This window comes from Streptomonospora nanhaiensis (assembly GCF_013410565.1).
Classification (GTDB): Bacteria; Actinomycetota; Actinomycetes; order Streptosporangiales; family Streptosporangiaceae; genus Streptomonospora; species Streptomonospora nanhaiensis.
The window spans coordinates 6,203,063-6,219,664 of the sequence record NZ_JACCFO010000001.1; the positions used below are offsets into that span (position 1 = coordinate 6,203,063).

The window sequence follows — 16,602 nt, forward strand, 5'->3', positions numbered from 1 at the left end:
CCGCTCAAAGGAGGGCCCGTGACCCCCCGCTTCACCGCCCATCGGACCGCCGTGCTGCGCGCCTCGGCGATCGTCGGCCCCGGCGAGGTGCCGTCGTGGCCCGAGGCGCCCGCCGACGCACCCGGCCATGCCGAGGAGTGGCTCACCTGGCTCCGGCACGTCCGCGCTCACCCGGTGCTCGGCCCGGCCATCGCCCAGGCCAGTCCCGACCTCGCCCGCCGGCTCGCAACGATCTGCCGGAAGGGCGGCAGTCGGCGGGACCTGTCCCGGGTGGCCGCCGCGTGCGCCCGGTACATGTTGCGCGCCCAGAGCAGGGCCACCCCCTTCGGGCTGTTCGCCGGTGTCGCCGCCACCGCGTTCACCTCGGCCGTGAAAGGCGGAATCGGCAACGACCACCGGCCTGTGCTCCGAGTCAGCGCGCCCTGGATCGCCGGGGCTGTCGAGCGGCTGGAGACCTGCGAGCAGGACTTCGCCGCCGGGCTTCCCGTCGTCGCTAACACGCTCGCGGCGATCCGCGGGGGCCGGATGGTCGTCGAGCACCAGGGCGAACCGGGCGCGGACCGTGCAGCCTCCTCGTCGCTGCGCCTGACCACCGCACTGCGCATCGCCCTCGAGGCCGCGCGGATTCCCGCACCACGGGCTCAAGTGGAAACCGCCGTGGCCGCCGCGTTTCCCGATCGCCGCGACGACGCGCGGCGCGCGGTGGAGACGCTGGTGCGCCACCGCGTGCTGCTGAGCAGTCTGCACCCGCCGTTGGACACCCCAGACCCGCTCCGACACATCCACACGGCCGCGCGCAGTGCCGACGCCGGTCGGTTTCCGCAGGTCGCCGCGCTTGTGGACCACTTGGAGGCCGCCCATCAGGCCGTGCGCGACCACGACGGCGCTGCCACCCCCGCAGGCCGGGGTGCTGCGGCGCGCCGTGCGCACAGGGCCCTCGCCGCGGTCGCCCCCCGCGAGGCCGCGACAACGGTGGACCTGCGCCTGGACAGCGACCTGACGGTGCCGCGCACCGTCGCCTGGCGCACGCAGGAAGCCACCGCCATCCTGGCGCGCCTGACCCCCGACCCCGCGGGCAGCCCGGCCTGGCGCGACTACCACCGCCGCTTCTGCGAACGCTACGGAATGGAAGCCGTGGTACCGATAGCGGAGCTGACCGACCCCGATCACGGGCTCGGCCTTCCGGCCGGGTTCGCGGGCTCGAGGCTGCCCCCCGTGCCCGCCGGGGGACTCTCCGAGCGCGACACCGTCCTGCTGGACCTCGCTCAGCGCGGCATCGACGCCGGCGGCGACCTCGCCTTGGACGAGGCCGTCCTGCACCGCCTGGGAGCCACCCCGCCCGAGGCCGTGTGGCCGCACACCGAGGTACGGGTACGCATCCACGCCCGCAGCCGCGCCGCCCTCAACACCGGTGACTTCTCCCTGGTCGTCACCGGGGTGGCACGCGCCGCCGGAACCACCGTCGGCCGCTTCCTCGACCTGCTTCCCCGGGCCGGCCGCGACGACCTCGTGAACCTGTACCGGCGCCTGCCCACGCTCCGCCGCAACGCTAAGCCGGTCCAGCTCACCTGCCCGGCGGCTTCGGCCCGTGGCGACCAGATCGCGCGCACCCCGCCGGTGCTGACGACACGTGTGGCCTTGGGGCAGCACCACGAGGCCGCTCCCGTACAGTTGTCCCCGGCGGATCTGGCCGTCACCGCCGACGCCCGCCACCTGCACCTGGTCACTCGCAGGGACCTGCGGCCGGTGGAGCCGGTGGTGTTCTCCGCGATCGAATTCACCCGCACCGCACACCCCATGATGCGTTTCCTCGCGGAACTGCCCCGAGCCCTGGCCGCCGTACCCGCCCCCTTCTCCTGGGGAGCCGCCGCCCATCTGCCGTTCCTGCCGCGAGTGCGGTGGGGCAGTTGCGTCCTTGCCCCCGCCCGCTGGTGGCTGGCCTCCGCCGACCTCCCCGGACCTGGGGCGCCGTGGCGGCAATGGGCCGAATTCCTGGACCGATGGCGCGCGACCCACCGGGTCCCCGCCCGCGTCTACCTCGGGGACCACGACCGGCACCTCGGGCTCGACCTCGATCTGGCCGCCCACCAGGGACTGGTGCGCACCGCCGTCCAGCGCGACGGGCGGGTGCTGCTGCACGAAGCCCCCACCGACCAGGACCTCGCCTGGATCGGAGGCCGCGCCCACGAGATCGTCACCACCCTGGTCGCCGACCAGGCGCCGATCCCCGTGCGCCTACGCCTTGGGGCAGAGCCTGCGGCCGAGCACCTGCCCGGCGGGCCCGGGTGGTGCACGGTGAAGCTGTACGGCCACCCCGACCGCGCCGATGGGCTGATCACCGAAGAACTGGCGCGACTGGCCGCCGCAGGGGCGACCCGCATGTGGTTCCTGCGCTACCGCGACCCCGATCCGCACCTGCGGGTCCGCGTCTGGACCGAGCACCCCGACCAGCTCGCGGCGGTGCACGACTGGACACGGGCGCTCCGCCGCCGTGGCCGGGTGGCCGCCGTCGTCCACGACTCCTACACCCCCGAGACCGGCAGGTTCGGTCCCGGACCCGCGCTCACCGCCGCCGAAGAACTGTTCGTCGCCGACTCCCGCGCTGTGGCCGCCGCGCTCACGGCTACGGCGGGACGCGACCGGCGCGTGTGGGCGGCTGCGGGCATGTACGCCCTGGTCCACCAGATCTTCGACGAAGAGGCGCGTGCCCGCTCCTGGCTACTCGACCACGTTCCCCGCGGCGCCGCCGACCGTGCACAGCTCGACCAGGCGATGCCCCTCACCGGCTCCGCCCCGGTGGGGGTCCCCGCCCCGGTGGCCGATGCCTGGCACGAACGCGCCGCAGCCGCCCGCACCTACGCCAGGACCCTGCACAGCATCGGGGGCGACCCGGGCGAGGTGCTGCCGGACCTGCTGCACCTGCACGCGGCCCGCTTCTTCGGGCCCGACATCGACGAAGAACGAGCCTGCCTGGCGCTGGCGCGCGCAGCCGCGCTGAGCCGGCACGCGCGCCGGGCACCGGACGGACCCGTGTCATGAGCCGCCCCACCGCCCACGACACCGCCACAGCCAGGCGAGCGCACACCGCCGCCCAGGGGATCCTCGCCGACCTCGCCGAGCCCCGCCGGGTGCGGTTCCGGGCCGACTACCCGCCCTTGCGCGGGCGCCCCGCCTCGATCAGCGGGGGAGCCGCCGGAGTAGCGCTGGCCCACATTGAGGCCGCCCGCACCGGCCACGCCACCTTGGACACCGCCAAGGTCTGGCTCGGCCGAGCCCTGACCGGGCCGGTGAACGGCGGCGCGACCGCCACCTTGTGGTCAGGGGCGCCCGCGCTGGGTCTGGTCACCGCCGCAGCGGCCTTCCACATGGGTTTGACCGGCGCGCGGCAGCGGCTCCACCAAGCCGCCGTGCGCCTCACCCGGCATCGGCTGGCCCGCGCCCACGCCCGGCTCGCCCGCGGCGAGCTCCCGCCGCAGGCCGAGTTCGACCTCATCCAGGGCCTGACCGGCCTGGGCGCCTACCACCTGCACACCGACCCAGGCTCCGACATCACCCGCCAGGTCCTCAGCTACCTGACGCGCCTCACTCAGCCCATCACCGGCTTCTCCCGGCGGCTGCCCGGGTGGTGGACCGACCAGTCCATTGCCGGCGTCCGCGATCCGGCGTTTCCCGGCGGGCACCTCAACCTCGGCGTGGCCCACGGAGCCGGAGCGCTGCTGGCCATACTCTCGCTGGCGCTGCTGCGAGGCGTCACCGTGGGCGGGCACACCCAGGCCATCGAAAGGATTTGTGCTGTCCTGGACACCTGGCAGCACACGGAGCAGACGGGGGCGCGCTGGGCCCCCTACTACCTCACTCTCCGCCAGTGGAATGGAGGTTCCGCCCCCGTCGCGGTGAGCCGGCAGCGCCCCTCTTGGTGCTACGGCACCCCTGGCCTGGCCCGCGCCCACCAGCTCGCCGGCCTCGCCGTGGACGACCCCGCCCGCCAAGCCATGGCCGTGCAGGCCATGGCCGACTGCCTGCGCGACACCTCCCAGCTCGGCACCCTTACCGACCTGGGACTGTGCCACGGATGGGCCGGGCTGCTGCACTGCGCCTGGCGCATCAACCGCGACGCGCCGTCCGCCCCTCTGACGGCCGACCTCGAACACACCGCCGCGGCTCTTCTCGACCGGCTCGACCACGATCCCTCATCGGACCCGGAGTTCCTCAACGGCCGCGCCGGCATCGCCCTCGCCCTCCACGCCTACGCCAACGGCACAGCACCGGGCGTGCCCTGGGACGCCTGCTTGGCGCTGGCCTGACGCTACTCCTACGGAAGGACCGCAGTGCCCACATCGGAAACCGACACGTGGTTGCAGGCCAATGTGCAGTTCGCTGACTCCTCCACAGCCGAACACGGCGCTGTTCACCACCTGGCCCCCGTTCTGAAGGACACCCGGTGGTTCACGATGCGCAAACGCGCCTGGCGCTGCCGCATCGCCCTTCCGGCCGATTCCGACGCGGCGCAGGCCCTGCGCTCCCGGGTCATCCGCGACTTGGACCGCCTCACCGACGCCGGGCGCATCAGCGGATGGACCCGCGTGGTCTACGAGCCCGAAACCCGGGCCTTCGGCGGCGCGGCGGCAATGGAGGCCGCCCACACCCTCTTCTGCGCTGACACCCGACACCTCATCCGGTTCCTGGCCGCAGGGGGCGAGCGCCCCGACCGGCGCAGGGAGGTCTCCCTGCTGCTGTGCCACACGCTCCTACGCGCCGCCGAGTTGGATCCTTTCGAACAGGGCGACGTCTGGGACCGCGTTGCCGCCACCCGCGTCCTGCCCAGCGGCGCCCCGCCATCGGCCAGAATCCAGCGCCAGGTCCATGGTCTGCTGAGCGTCGAGCCCGGCCCCGCCGGCCCCCACTTCGCTGATGGCGGGGCGTTCGCGGGGTTCTCCGCATGGGCGCAGTCCTTCCAGACGTGCGGGCAGAGGGTGGCCGCCCTCAACGCAGGCGGCCGTCTGACGCGCGGACTCCGCGCTGTGCTTGCCCACCACGTCATCTTCCACTGGAACAGGCTCGGCATCGTGACCGAAGACCAGGCGGTGCTGGCACACGCCGCAGCCCGAACGGCCTTCGCCCCCGAAACAGCGGCACTATGACAGCTCCCGCGCTCCCTCCCGCGATTCGCTATCTGCCGCTGGTGCCCCGCGCCCGGCCCAGGGCTCTCCCACCCCAGCGGCGACGGACCGAACTCCACGAACTGCTCCAATGTGCCGACCGCGCCGGCGACGCGGAGGAAGGGCTGGTGCGCGCGTGCGAGGCGATGAACAAGGCCGCGCTGCTCGCCAGCGACACCGGCCGCCCCGAACTCGCCGCCGCACTGTGCCGACGACAGCACGAGATGTTCCTTCAGGCCGCTCCGCTCTCCGTCAAAGCCGCGACCTTCGCCCTCCAGCCCCTGGTCAACCTCGGCCGCCTCAGCCTCCGCGCCGGAAACCCCATCGACGCCTACACCTTCTTCGCATCCCTGTTCACCGCCGCACATCCCGGAGGCCATGCCCGCCTTCAAGGACGGACCTTCCCCGTGGGCGACCTCGTGGCCACCCCGGGCGAACGCACCGAACTCCGCCGGTTCCTCTGGGCGGTCCTGATCGCCGACGGCACCCGAGCGCTGTGCGCCGCGGGCCACTGGGAGGAAGCCGTGGACCACCTCCACCGCCACAACGGCATCGGCACCCGGCTACTGGACGGGCGCCAGGTCGCCGTCCTCGCAGCCCTGCACCGCAACGACCCCGAGGAGGCCAACAGACTCCTGCGGGAAAGCGTCTGCGATGACGCCTGGGAACGCGCGGTGGCCGCATGCCTGACCACCGCGGCACGCCGTGCGGCCGCCCACGACACGCCAACCGCCGTGACCGCGATGGCCTCCGCCGTGGCGGAGGTGCCGAGCACCCCCGGCGGGGCGGTGTTCACCGCCCGGCTGGGGACCTTGGCGTGTGAACTGGCTCCGCACCACACAGCCTTGGCGTCCACCCTTATTGACCTTGCCATGGAAAGCGACGACGCCCACGCGGCTACCGCAGTCCTGGGCTCACCCGCCGTGGAGCCACGATTAAGTGATCCCCAGCGCTGTGCTCTGCGCATGCGAGTCAACGCCGCCCAGTTGGTCGGAAGCGGTAGCGGACACTATGAAGATGACGCGGAACTGACAAAAATCGGCGAGCAGGCCGCCGCGCTGGCCGCCCACCACCTCAGCGCATCGCCGCGCCGCGACCGATAGGGCCGGCCAACGCACTGGTCAGTGTTTCAACGAGTTCTTTGGGCAAGGGACCTCCCGGTGCTGTCCACGGCCCGGCGGATGCTGTCAGCCGGTAGATGACTACGTGCGATGAGCACCGTCCAGAGAGGCGACGACAAAAGCGCCGAGTCCAGAACGGCCACGTAGCAAACCACTCCGGCAATGACGGAAACCAGCGAAAACGCGGGTTATGCTCGGCGAGGTAGCGCCCACAGGCAGGCGGGAGCCTCGGTGCTTGCACTGATCATTTGAGGAATGGGCTGTTCCTCACCTGTCTGTGGACCTGCCCTTGGCAGTCCGAACCCGTGGCTGTCAGATAGTGGTGGCACTGCGGTACTGCACTGAGGATCGACCGAACGGACTCTCCGAATGGTTATCTGCACAAAGAGTTACCCGAACGGTATTCGGGTCGACTAAATCCGCAGGTCAATAAGTGTGCTCTCCACGCACGTGGAGGTGAACCGGCCACCGCCGCACGGCGTCGTCTACGAGCGCCGTGCTCTCCACGCACGTGGAGGTGAACCGAGATCAACGCCCAGCGGGCGGAGCGCGGGCGCGTGCTCTCCACGCACGTGGAGGTGAACCGAAGCCCGCTCCATGGCGTCCACTCATAGGTGTCGTGCTCTCCACGCACGTGGAGGTGAACCGTTCCTCGCAGAACTCCTGCACGGTCAGCCACAGTGCTCTCCACGCACGTGGAGGTGAACCGACGATGACCGCGCCGTCGCCGGCGGCGACCCCGTGCTCTCCACGCACGTGGAGGTGAACCGCCCGAGCGCCGCGCTGAGCGCCGCCGCCGGCGCGTGCTCTCCACGCACGTGGAGGTGAACCGCCGTTGCGCCACCCCTCGTAGTCGCCGCTCGGGTGCTCTCCACGCACGTGGAGGTGAACCGGGGGAGTACTACGCAGCATCATCCCTGATTTGGTGCTCTCCACGCACGTGGAGGTGAACCACACATTCCGTCCCCTCTTAATTTCCATTGAATGTGCTCTCCACGCACGTGGAGGTGAACCGGCCAGGTTGGCCGACCCGGAGGCGTTCGCGTCGTGCTCTCCACGCACGTGGAGGTGAACCGCCGCTCTTGCCGGAGCCGGTGAGGCCGCAGATGTGCTCTCCACGCACGTGGAGGTGAACCGGCGGATGAGGGCGTGGCCCCCGTAGGGCTGGGGTGCTCTCCACGCACGTGGAGGTGAACCGATACCTTCGCACTTGCCCTTTGGCGGGCCACTGTGCTCTCCACGCACGTGGAGGTGAACCGGCGGCGACCTCATCCTGGTGGCGTCCGACCGGGTGCTCTCCACGCACGTGGAGGTGAACCGACGCGACAGCGGTGGGGGAGCTGGCGTTCGCGTGCTCTCCACGCATGTGGAGGTGAACCGGCGCTCAGCGGCGCATCGGCGGCAAGAGCGGCGTGCTCTCCACGCACGTGGAGGTGAACCGCTTGGTCACGGTGAGGGTGGCCACGTGGGAGGGTGCTCTCCACGCACGTGGAGGTGAACCGGAACTCCGTTGGCCGGAGAGTCCAAGGTCACCGTGCTCTCCACGCACGTGGAGGTGAACCGACCTCGGTCACGCCGACGTCGTCCCACTGGGCGTGCTCTCCACGCACGTGGAGGTGAACCGGGGGTGGCCTGGTGATCGCTGACGGGATGATCGTGCTCTCCACGCACGTGGAGGTGAACCCTGTGGCACTACGGCCCGCTGCCCGGCGAGGACGTGCTCTCCACGCACGTGGAGGTGAACCGCCCTCCAACCCGCCGAGCGCAGCCGCATCGACGTGCTCTCCACGCACGTGGAGGTGAACCGGACAGCACCATGGACACGATCGACATCCACGCGTGCTTTCCACGCACGTGGAGGTGAACCGACGCACGCGCCCGTGACCCACCCCGGCTGCCCGTGCTCTCCACGCACGTGGAGGTGAACCGGCCCCGTCGGATCCCTCGTCGAGGGCGTCGGCGTGCTCTCCACGCACGTGGAGGTGAACCGCGCATGAGCACCAGCTAACGCCCGCGAAAAGTGTGCTCTCCACGCACGTGGAGGTGAACCCCCGACGAGCACCGCCCCCGCCTGCTCATCACCGTGCTCTCCACGCACGTGGAGGTGAACCGGCCGCCTACTACGACCACCACGGCGGGGCTGAGTGCTCTCCACGCACGTGGAGGTGAACCGCACCGCCAGGCCCTCGCCGACGCCGGCCACCAGTGCTCTCCACGCACGTGGAGGTGAACCCGACCCATGCCAGAGATACCGCGCCCAGCATGAGTGCTCTCCACGCACGTGGAGGTGAACCGCGCATGAGCACCAGCTAACGCCCGCGAAAAGTGTGCTCTCCACGCACGTGGAGGTGAACCATGACTTGGGATTCGGTCGCCTCCCCCGCCATAGTGCTCTCCACGCACGTGGAGGTGAACCGGCCCCAGCGGAGTGCATGCCGCTGAGGCCGATGTGCTCTCCACCTCCCACTCGATCCCAAACATGCTCGTGATCCGGTCGGCAAGGGTCGCGTTATACAGCTCGGACAGCGCGACGACCGAGGCGTGCACCGGCCGCCCGGCCAGGGAGCGCCACTTCTGGTCCTGCACCGTCAGCACCTTGTTGCTCACCACCACGTGCGTGTGCAACTTCGGATCACCACTGCGCGAGTCGTAGTGGTCGAACGCGGTTGCGAGGACGCCGGCGACATCGACGTGCGCGACCGCACCGTCCGGCCCGGCGGCGCCGACGCGGGTGGTCGCAACCTCGCGTTCGAGGAACGCAACCACCTCTGCAACCGCCTGATCATGCGCATCCGCGATCAGCGGTTGCGTGCCCCCGTCCGCAACACCCCACCACGCCGACAGCGACTTCGGCACCGAGAACGTCAGATCGTAGCCGGCGACCGCGCGGCGGGTGCCACGCTCGGCCTCCTCCGCCTCGATCGCCGCGATCTGCTCCGCACGAGACACCGGCCCCAACTCCGGGGCGAGGTCAGCGACCCGCTGATCGACGCGCTCTTGCACGCTCGCGTACTGCCGATACGCCTCACCCAGCGGCTCACCCGTGATCGGGTCGCGGCCCATCCCGACCAGAAGCTGAAGCTGCGCCTCGGACACCTGCCCGCCCTTGGCGAGCTCACCACCGCCGAGGTACGGCAGGACCGACCCCATCCGAAACCCGGGAGGTGTTCCCTCCTCCGTGTAGTACCTCTTCAGCGGCGTGGAGAGGTCACGGTCGCCGTCACCGGCGGCGACGGTGCGCAACAGGTACTGGTAGCCGTCGCCGGCCGACATTACTCGCATCGAGACCGTCATACCGGCCAGGTGAGCCGACGGCGTCTCGCCACGGCGAAACGTCAGAACCTCCCGCTATCAACTTGGGTTGACGTCGGGGGCCTCGCTTGAGAGACGTGTGGAGGGCTGAAGCAGGCCGCTACTGGCACCACGCATCACGCACTGGCGAGCGAGCGAACGAACACCTGAGTGGCGCACATGAGGATCTATTTATCACAGGTGTGATAGTTTGGCGCTATGGCTCATCTTGATGGCCTGGGTGCGGGTGAGCGGGTCGCCGTGATCGGCGCGAACGGCGCTGGGACGACCACGCTGCTTCGGATCGTCACGGGCGAACTCTCACCGGACTCCGGCGCAGTGACTCGTGACGGCAGCTTGGGCGTGATGCGTCAGTTCGTCACGGGCGCGACGGCCGGCGAATTGCTGTTGTCGGTCGCGCAGCCTGTGATCCGCGATGCCGCCGTACGTCTCGCACGCTCTGAGGCCGTGATGAATGAGCGGGGCGCTACCGAGTCGCAGATGGCGTACGCGTCGGCCGTCGCCGCATGGGGCGAGGTGGGCGGCTATGACGCTGAGGTGTTGTGGGATGTCTGCACTGTCGCCGCTCTCGGGGTGTCGTTCGAGCGGTGTCGCGACCGGTCGGTGTCCACGTTGTCGGGTGGGGAACAGAAGCGGCTCGCGGAGGCGCTGCTGCGCGGCCCGGATGATCTGCTGCTGTTGGATGAGCCGGACAACTCCCTGGACGTGCCGGGCAAACGCTGGTTGGAAGAGCAGTTGCGCGCGACGGGCAAGGCCGTGCTGTTCGTGAGTCACGACCGTGAGCTGCTGGCCCGGACGGCGACCTCGATCGTGACGCTGGAACTGGGCGCGGCGGGCAACACCGCGTGGACGCATCCGGGCGGGTTCGACACCTACCACCGCGCGCGGGAGCAACGGTTCGAGCGGTTGGACGAGCTGCGCCGCCGCTGGGACGAAGAGCACGCGAAGCTGCGCTCGCTCATGCTCATGTACAAGCAGAAGGCCGCTTACAACTCCGACATGGCCTCCCGGTATCGGGCAGCGCAGACCCGGCTGACACGGTTCGAGGAGGCCAGGCCTCCAGAGGAGCAGCCTCGCGAGCAGCGCCTTCAGACGCGGCTGCGCGGTGGGCGCACCGGGAAGAGGGCGTTGACCTGCGAGGCGCTGGAGCTGACGGGTCTGATGCATGCGTTCGGTTTCGAGACGTACTTCGGTGATCGGGTCGCGGTCCTCGGCTCGAATGGGTCGGGAAAGTCGCACTTCTTGCGCCTGCTCGCGGCCGGGGGCACCGACCCCGCTCCGGAGCAGGAGCCTGTGACCGATACGAGGATCGAACCCGTGCCGCACGGGGGCACAGCACGGCTCGGTGCGAGTTACGGCCGGGATGGTTTGCTCAGAATCGCAGTCGCCCCGACCTCGCGGGCCGCACACTGCTGGACATCCTGTACCGCGGTGATGAGCATCGCACGGGCCTTCCGCGAGAGGACGCCTCGCGGGTATTGGCCCGCTACGAGCTGGCTCAGTCCGCGCTCAGGGCGTTTGAGGGGACTGTGCTCGCCGTGACGCATGATCGTTGGTTCGCACGTGACTTCGATCGTTTCCTCATCTTCGGAGCCGACGGGGACGTCTACGAGAGCAGCGAGCCGGTGTGGGACGAGGCCCGCGTCACGGGGGAGAGGAAGTAGGAGTCATGCCCGCACGGATCGATCCGCAGGAGCGTCGTCAGGAGGTGATCAGGGCGGCGTTCCGCCTCGTGGTGGCCGAGGGCATCGAGGGTGTGTCGCTACGGAAGGTGGCCGATGAGTCCGGTCTGAACGTCGGCTCGGTGCGGCACTACTTTGACGGCCATCACGATCTGCTCACCGCTGCGGCGGAGGAGGCGGGCGCCCGGATGGGTCGTCGTCTCGCTTCCCATCCGGCCGAAGGACTGCGCGGGCTCACGGGTGAGGCGGCGCTCGATGCCCTGCAAGCCCTGGTCGAGGCGGTCATGCCGGTCGATGAGCCGCGTCGTGACGAGGCGATCGTGGTGGTCGAACTGATCATGGCGTCCCGGACGATGCCGGTGTTCCGCGCGACGTCCGAGCGCATGGCCGTTGACCTTGCTGCTGTCTTACGCGAGGCGCTCGACTTCCTCGACGTGCCGGACGTCGACCTCGCCGCGGCGCAGCTCGCCGCCGTGATCGGCGGGCTGACCTTGGACACCGTGACCCCGCACGGCGCTCTGAGTGTCGAACGCATGCGAGCTGTCCTGCGGGCGCATCTGCGGATGCTGCTCGCGAACGCGTGCCCTGGGTGATGCGTATGCCTGCGTGGTTGTTCACATTGCTGGCCGCCGCGTTCGTGCTCTACACCGACGACTACGTGATCGCCGGGATCCTGCCTGAGCTCGCGGCCGATCTGGACGTCACCGAGGGACAGGCCGGACAACTGGTCACCGTGTTCTCCCTGACCGTCGCAATTGCTGCACCAGTCGCGGCAGTCGTCATCGCGGCGGTGCCACGGCGCAGGTTGTTCACGACCGCGTTGCTTGCCTTTATCGCCGCGAACGTCGCTGCTGTGGTCACTGATTCGTTTGCGGTGTTGACGGCGCTGCGCGTTGCCGCTGCGTTGGCCTCGGCGGCGATGACTCCGGCACTGTTCGCGTTCACCGCCCGTCACGCACCAGCGCAGAAGGTCGGCAGGTACATCGCCATCGTCTCGCTCGGCGTCACGGGATCGATCGCAGCCGGAGTGCCGCTCGGCACCTGGGTGGGCGGCGTCCTCGGCTGGCGAGCGACCTTCGCGACGATGGCCATCGCAGGGGTTCTCGTCCTCGTCCTCGTGCTCAGCACTCTGCCCCGCTCCGAGGGAACCGACGACACGCTACGGCTGGCCGAGCAGTTCCGCATCCTGCGGCGAGCTCCGATCTCACTCGGATTGCTGGCGAACTGCCTGCTCATGACCGGTTCGATGATGATGCTCACTTACCTCGCCCCCTACCTGGCCGAGACCACAGCAGCCGGCATCGAGGAACGCGCACTCGCCTTCAGCCTCTCCGGGATCGCCGGCATCGTGGGGATCTGGCTCGGTGGGATCGCTACCGACAGCCTCGGCGCGGATCGAACCCTGCTGATCGGTATCGGCACGATCGTCGCCACGATGATCGTCCTCTGGGTGTTCTGGACAGCGAGGCCCGCTGCACTTCCGCTCGTGCTGGTCGTCGCGACGCTGTGGGGCGGTATGGCGTTCTGGAACTCCCCGGCAATCCAAGCCCGCCTGCATCACCTCGCCGGTCCGGTCTCCGGGCAAGCGCTGGCGCTGAACACTTCCGGCACCTACCTCGGAGTGTCCATAGGAGCTGCGACAGGAGGCAGCATCCTCTCCGCCGCAGGGGTGGGCGCGCTTCCCCTCACGGCAGCAGGCTTCGCCGTTTCCGCGCTTCTATTGTTGGCATTTGTTTCCCGAAGCAAGCTCGTCCCTATACCGGCAGCCGATGATGGTTAGGCCATGCCGTGCAGGTCTTTCGCCCGCTTACGGCGCACACTCAGGCGGTGCACCGTCCTGCGGGCCCGTTGGCCTATGACTGTGTGAGGTCAATACGGGTGATGTGATCTTGCCGGGCGCAAACGTGCTGGCAGGATCGGAGCCCGAGGGACACATCACCGTCACCACGATCTATCTCGACACCGACTACGTGCGGACACCTTCACGGCAAGATCCTGATCACCTTCCCCTAGACACTCGAGAAACAGACCAGGACGGCCACAAGGCTAGGGTGCGAGTATGCGACGCCCGTACGATCCGTCGATTGACGCGTGGATTCCATGGTCGGCTGAACGAGTGGCGGCCGCCATCGACGGCACCGGGGCCTGGCTTTCCGGCGGCTTGGGGTTGGATGTGTGGCTGGGACGCGTCACGCGAGCACATGGCGACATCGATGTGAGCGTGACGCGCGACGACTGGACCACTCTCAGAGCGGCGCTTCAGACCGAACTGACGTTTTTCCGGGCGGAATCCGGATGGCTCTCTGAGCTGCGTGACGACGTCCAAGATCCGCCCGTCAACACATGGTGCGCAGACGCGGCCGCCCCAGCGCGCTCGTGTCCTGGCTCCGCCAGAATCTCTCTCTTGACCCCGCCATCCAAGACCGCCTCGGTCGCGTGGTTGCCACAGCCATCAACGACTGCCTGACCCAGGCTCAGGGGACAGCCCTGGCCGAACTCGTCGCGGAACTCGACGCGGACTACCTCTTGGCACTGACCGAGGTACTGAGTAGCGTCGATACGTGGCCGCTCCGTCACTGGGTTCTTGGGCCGCAATCCAATTCCAAGATTCGGACCTTCGTTCCGATTACGAGCGGGGCATAAAACTGGTTCAGCACCCTCGATGCTTATCGTCGACGTCACCAAGAGGACATTGAAAACGGATGGGATTGACGAACCGGCCTTAAGTGTCCTACGACAGGCGCTCCAAGCTCAAACGCCTGGTCAGCCGCGGCAATCTGGCTTCGCGGCCCCGGTCTCGTGGTGCTCTCCACGCAAGGTTAGGAGTGAGCCCATCGACTGCGGCGTCCGGCCTGGGACGGGTCCCCGGCAGCGACCAGGCGTGGCTGCGCGCGCCGATCCTGCCGGGGTTCACCTTCAACGAGGGCCGACACACCCACCGGACGTGGCTGGCCGAGGACGGCGTCCCCGAGGTCGCCCGCGCGGCCCGGCTGGGGCACCGGATGCGGGGGATGGGCCACGTCTATGAGCACGTGACCCCGGCGATGAGGGATCAGGTGCGCAGTGCGCTCGAGGAGCGCCGGCTGCGGTGTCTGGAAGCGCTGCATCCGCAGGAGCGGGAAAGGCTCATGGAGATGGTTCCGCAGACCGGTGAGCACTACCGTGCGCACCGCAGGAAAGAGGCTTTGTAGCGAACTGGAGCAAGATCGTCTCCAGTCCGGCTCCACGGCCCGGTGCCGGGCATGGAAAAAGGCCGCCGAGGCGGCCTTTGACCTGGAGTGATGCTGGTGGGCGATACAGGATTCGAACCTGTGACCTCTACCGTGTCAAGGTAGCGCTCTAACCAACTGAGCTAACCGCCCCAGAGGGGTGAAACCAGAGGTGGAGACGGGATTTGAACCCGTGTAGACGGCTTTGCAGGCCGCTGCCTCGCCTCTCGGCCACTCCACCGGACTCAACGGTCAGGGGTGTCGACGGCCCCCGAGGTGTCTCCGAGCGGACGACGGGATTCGAACCCGCGACCCTCACCTTGGCAAGGTGATGCTCTACCAGCTGAGCCACGTCCGCGTGCTTCCGGCTCCGGATCCGGTTCCGTTCGAGGTCCCGGGCTTCCGTGCCTTCGTGCAGTTAGAACTGTAGCGGAAAGTCAGCAGACGGCAAATCGGCGGGTGGGTTGACACCAGGCCACCCGGAGGCGGCAGATATACAGAAGGCCGTGCACGGTCGCGGCGTCAGATGGGCCAGAAGGAGTGCGGATGGTCCGGTGTGGGAACGCGGTCACGCCATGGGCGGAGGCGCGTGAGGCAGCGCGCGAGCTGGGCGATCGGCTGTGGCCCGTCGCCGGACGGCCGGTGCCGCTCGACCGGGCGGTCGGAGCGGTGCTGGCCCAGGACCTGACCGCGCTGGTCGGGGTGCCGCCGTTCGACGCCGCGGCCATGGACGGCTACGCCGTCGCGGGTCCCGGTCCCGAGTGGACCGTGGTGGGACGCGTCCTCGCGGGCGAGGAGCCGGGCGGCCCCGGTCCTCGCGGCGGTGGGCCTTCCGGCGACGCGGTCGGGGCCGGCGCCGCCTCCCTTCGAAGAACGGGCGGCGGTGCTCTGGACGGCTCCGGGCGCCTTCACGGGGCGACCGGGGAATCCCCGGCCGACCGCGCTCCCGCTCCTGCCCCCGACCCCGCTCCCGCCTCCGCTGCTGCGGCCGGACCCGCTCCGGAGCGCGGGTTCCCCGCCGAGCCGCTTGCGCTGCGCCCGGGCGAGGCCGTCGAGATCGCCACCGGTGCCCCCGTGCCGCCCGGCGCCGACTCCGTGCTGCCCTACGAACTCGCCACCCTCGACACCACCGCGCACGGCAGCGTCACCAAGGTCACCAGGGTCACCGGTGAGATCGCCCCCGGCCGCCACGTGCGCCGCGCCGGGGAGGACACCGCCCCCGGCGCCACCGTGCTGCCCGCGGGCAGCACGGTGACCCCCGCCGTCGTCGGGCTCGCCGCCGGCCTCGGGCACGACACGCTGACCGTGCGCCGCCCCCGCGTCGCCGCCCTGGTCACCGGCGACGAGATCGCCGCCGCCGGCCGCCCCGGCGCCGGGCAGGTCCGCGACGCCATCGGCCCCGTGCTCCCCTCCCTCACCGCCTCGGCCGGAGCAGAGGTGACCGCGCTGCGCTACATCGGCGACGGCTTCGACACGATGGTCGAGGCGCTGAATGCGGCGGCCGCGCCGGTCGACGTCGTGGTCGTGTGCGGCGCGTCGTCCAAGGGCCCCGCCGACCACCTGCGCGCCGCCCTCACCCGCATCGGCGCGACCGTGGTCGTCGACGGCGTCTCCTGCCGCCCCGGCCACCCGCAGCTGCTCGCCCACCTGGGCACGCCCGAGGACCCCGGCACGGTCGTCGTCGGCCTGCCCGGCAACCCCAACGCCGCCCTCGCCGCCGCCGTCACCCTCCTCGCCCCCCTGCTGCGCGCCATGGCCGGCGCCCCCGACCCCGGCGCCGCGCTTCCCCCCACCGCGCGGGTCAAGGGCGCGATCCGCCCGCACGCCCACGACACCCGCCTGGTGGCCGTCCGCGTGACCGGCGGCCAGGCCGAGCCGGTCGGCCACGACCGCCCCGGCAGCCTGCGCGGCGCCGCCCTGGCCGACGCCTACGCCGTGATCCCGCCCGGCTGGAGCGGCCCCTACGCGGCGCTGGTGTGGCTTCCGCGCGGCGGGGGGTGACACCCCCCGAGCCCGCCGTCTCGCCCCCGCCGCCACACCGCCCGTGGGGGAGGGGCGCGCGGCGGCGCGCTGTGCCTAGCGGCGGGCGGGTCTGGCTTAGACTCGGTGCCGTAAATCC

The 16,602-nt window shown here is 70.1% G+C and carries 9 protein-coding genes, 3 tRNA genes, 2 pseudogenes and 1 CRISPR repeat array; of the genes and pseudogenes, 10 read left to right on the forward strand and 4 right to left on the reverse strand.

Annotated elements, in window-relative coordinates; translation table 11 throughout:
• Nucleotides 1-18: 18 nt before the first annotated feature.
• From HNR12_RS27360 to HNR12_RS27375, 4 genes are all read left to right on the forward strand, one after another.
• Nucleotides 19-3,039 carry a thiopeptide-type bacteriocin biosynthesis protein gene (locus HNR12_RS27360; protein ID WP_179770242.1) on the forward strand — a complete coding sequence of 1,007 codons (3,021 nt, stop codon included), beginning with the start codon at nt 19-21 and terminating at the stop codon, nt 3,037-3,039.
• On the forward strand, nt 3,036-4,304 hold the full coding sequence (locus HNR12_RS27365) for a lanthionine synthetase C family protein (RefSeq protein ID WP_179770243.1): 1,269 nt from the start codon (nt 3,036-3,038) through the stop codon (nt 4,302-4,304). Before HNR12_RS27360 ends, HNR12_RS27365 begins: the two co-directional genes overlap by 4 nt.
• Nucleotides 4,305-4,328: 24 nt before the next feature.
• Complete coding sequence (locus HNR12_RS27370) at nt 4,329-5,141, forward strand: thiopeptide-type bacteriocin biosynthesis protein (protein ID WP_179770244.1); 813 nt, start codon at nt 4,329-4,331, stop codon at nt 5,139-5,141.
• Nucleotides 5,142-5,287: 146 nt separating this feature from the next.
• Nucleotides 5,288-6,262, forward strand: coding sequence for a hypothetical protein (locus HNR12_RS27375; protein ID WP_179770245.1), 975 nt, complete (start codon nt 5,288-5,290; stop codon nt 6,260-6,262).
• Nucleotides 6,263-6,715: 453 nt separating this feature from the next.
• Nucleotides 6,716-8,697: a CRISPR direct-repeat array (repeat unit 29 nt; unit sequence GTGCTCTCCACGCACGTGGAGGTGAACCG).
• A 97-nt stretch (nt 8,698-8,794) separates the two neighbouring features.
• Here the strand turns inward: HNR12_RS27375 and mobF are convergent.
• A pseudogene (mobF, locus tag HNR12_RS29875) lies at nt 8,795-9,574 on the reverse strand (MobF family relaxase); the annotation flags it as partial.
• 216 nt (nt 9,575-9,790) lie between these two features.
• Between mobF and HNR12_RS27385 the strand changes: the two are divergent.
• The 5 genes and pseudogenes from HNR12_RS27385 (at nt 9,791) to HNR12_RS27405 (ending at nt 14,465) form a co-directional block, all read left to right on the forward strand.
• A pseudogene (locus tag HNR12_RS27385) lies at nt 9,791-11,256 on the forward strand (ATP-binding cassette domain-containing protein).
• A 5-nt stretch (nt 11,257-11,261) separates the two neighbouring features.
• Nucleotides 11,262-11,867 carry a TetR/AcrR family transcriptional regulator gene (locus tag HNR12_RS27390; RefSeq protein ID WP_179770246.1) on the forward strand — a complete coding sequence of 202 codons (606 nt, stop codon included), beginning with the start codon at nt 11,262-11,264 and terminating at the stop codon, nt 11,865-11,867.
• Between the two features lie 17 nt (nt 11,868-11,884).
• Nucleotides 11,885-13,054 carry an MFS transporter gene (locus HNR12_RS27395; protein ID WP_246425186.1) on the forward strand — a complete coding sequence of 390 codons (1,170 nt, stop codon included), beginning with the start codon at nt 11,885-11,887 and terminating at the stop codon, nt 13,052-13,054.
• A gap of 279 nt (nt 13,055-13,333) precedes the next feature.
• Nucleotides 13,334-13,741 carry a nucleotidyltransferase domain-containing protein gene (locus tag HNR12_RS29880; RefSeq protein ID WP_179770248.1) on the forward strand — a complete coding sequence of 136 codons (408 nt, stop codon included), beginning with the start codon at nt 13,334-13,336 and terminating at the stop codon, nt 13,739-13,741.
• Between the two features lie 358 nt (nt 13,742-14,099).
• Nucleotides 14,100-14,465 (forward strand): hypothetical protein, encoded by a 366-nt coding sequence (locus HNR12_RS27405; RefSeq protein ID WP_308118615.1) that lies wholly within the window; start codon nt 14,100-14,102, stop codon nt 14,463-14,465.
• Between the two features lie 94 nt (nt 14,466-14,559).
• Here HNR12_RS27405 and HNR12_RS27410 read toward each other — a convergent pair.
• The 3 genes from HNR12_RS27410 to HNR12_RS27420 form a co-directional block, all read right to left on the reverse strand.
• Nucleotides 14,560-14,636 (reverse strand) — tRNA-Val (locus tag HNR12_RS27410).
• 17 nt (nt 14,637-14,653) lie between these two features.
• Nucleotides 14,654-14,724: transfer RNA gene (locus HNR12_RS27415), tRNA-Cys, on the reverse strand.
• A 44-nt stretch (nt 14,725-14,768) separates the two neighbouring features.
• Nucleotides 14,769-14,841: transfer RNA gene (locus HNR12_RS27420), tRNA-Gly, on the reverse strand.
• A 188-nt stretch (nt 14,842-15,029) separates the two neighbouring features.
• On the opposite strand from HNR12_RS27420, the gene HNR12_RS27425 reads away from it, so the two are divergent.
• Complete coding sequence (locus HNR12_RS27425) at nt 15,030-16,484, forward strand: molybdopterin molybdotransferase MoeA (RefSeq protein WP_179770249.1); 1,455 nt, start codon at nt 15,030-15,032, stop codon at nt 16,482-16,484.
• Nucleotides 16,485-16,602 lie beyond the last annotated feature (118 nt).

Coding starts and splice junctions, on each gene's coding strand:
- HNR12_RS27425 (WP_179770249.1), top strand. CDS start 15,030: ATGGTCCGGTGTGGGAACGCGGTCACGCCATGGGCGGAGGCGCGTGAG.
- HNR12_RS29880 (WP_179770248.1), top strand. CDS start 13,334: ATGCGACGCCCGTACGATCCGTCGATTGACGCGTGGATTCCATGGTCG.
- HNR12_RS27390 (WP_179770246.1), top strand. CDS start 11,262: ATGCCCGCACGGATCGATCCGCAGGAGCGTCGTCAGGAGGTGATCAGG.
- HNR12_RS27365 (WP_179770243.1), top strand. CDS start 3,036: ATGAGCCGCCCCACCGCCCACGACACCGCCACAGCCAGGCGAGCGCAC.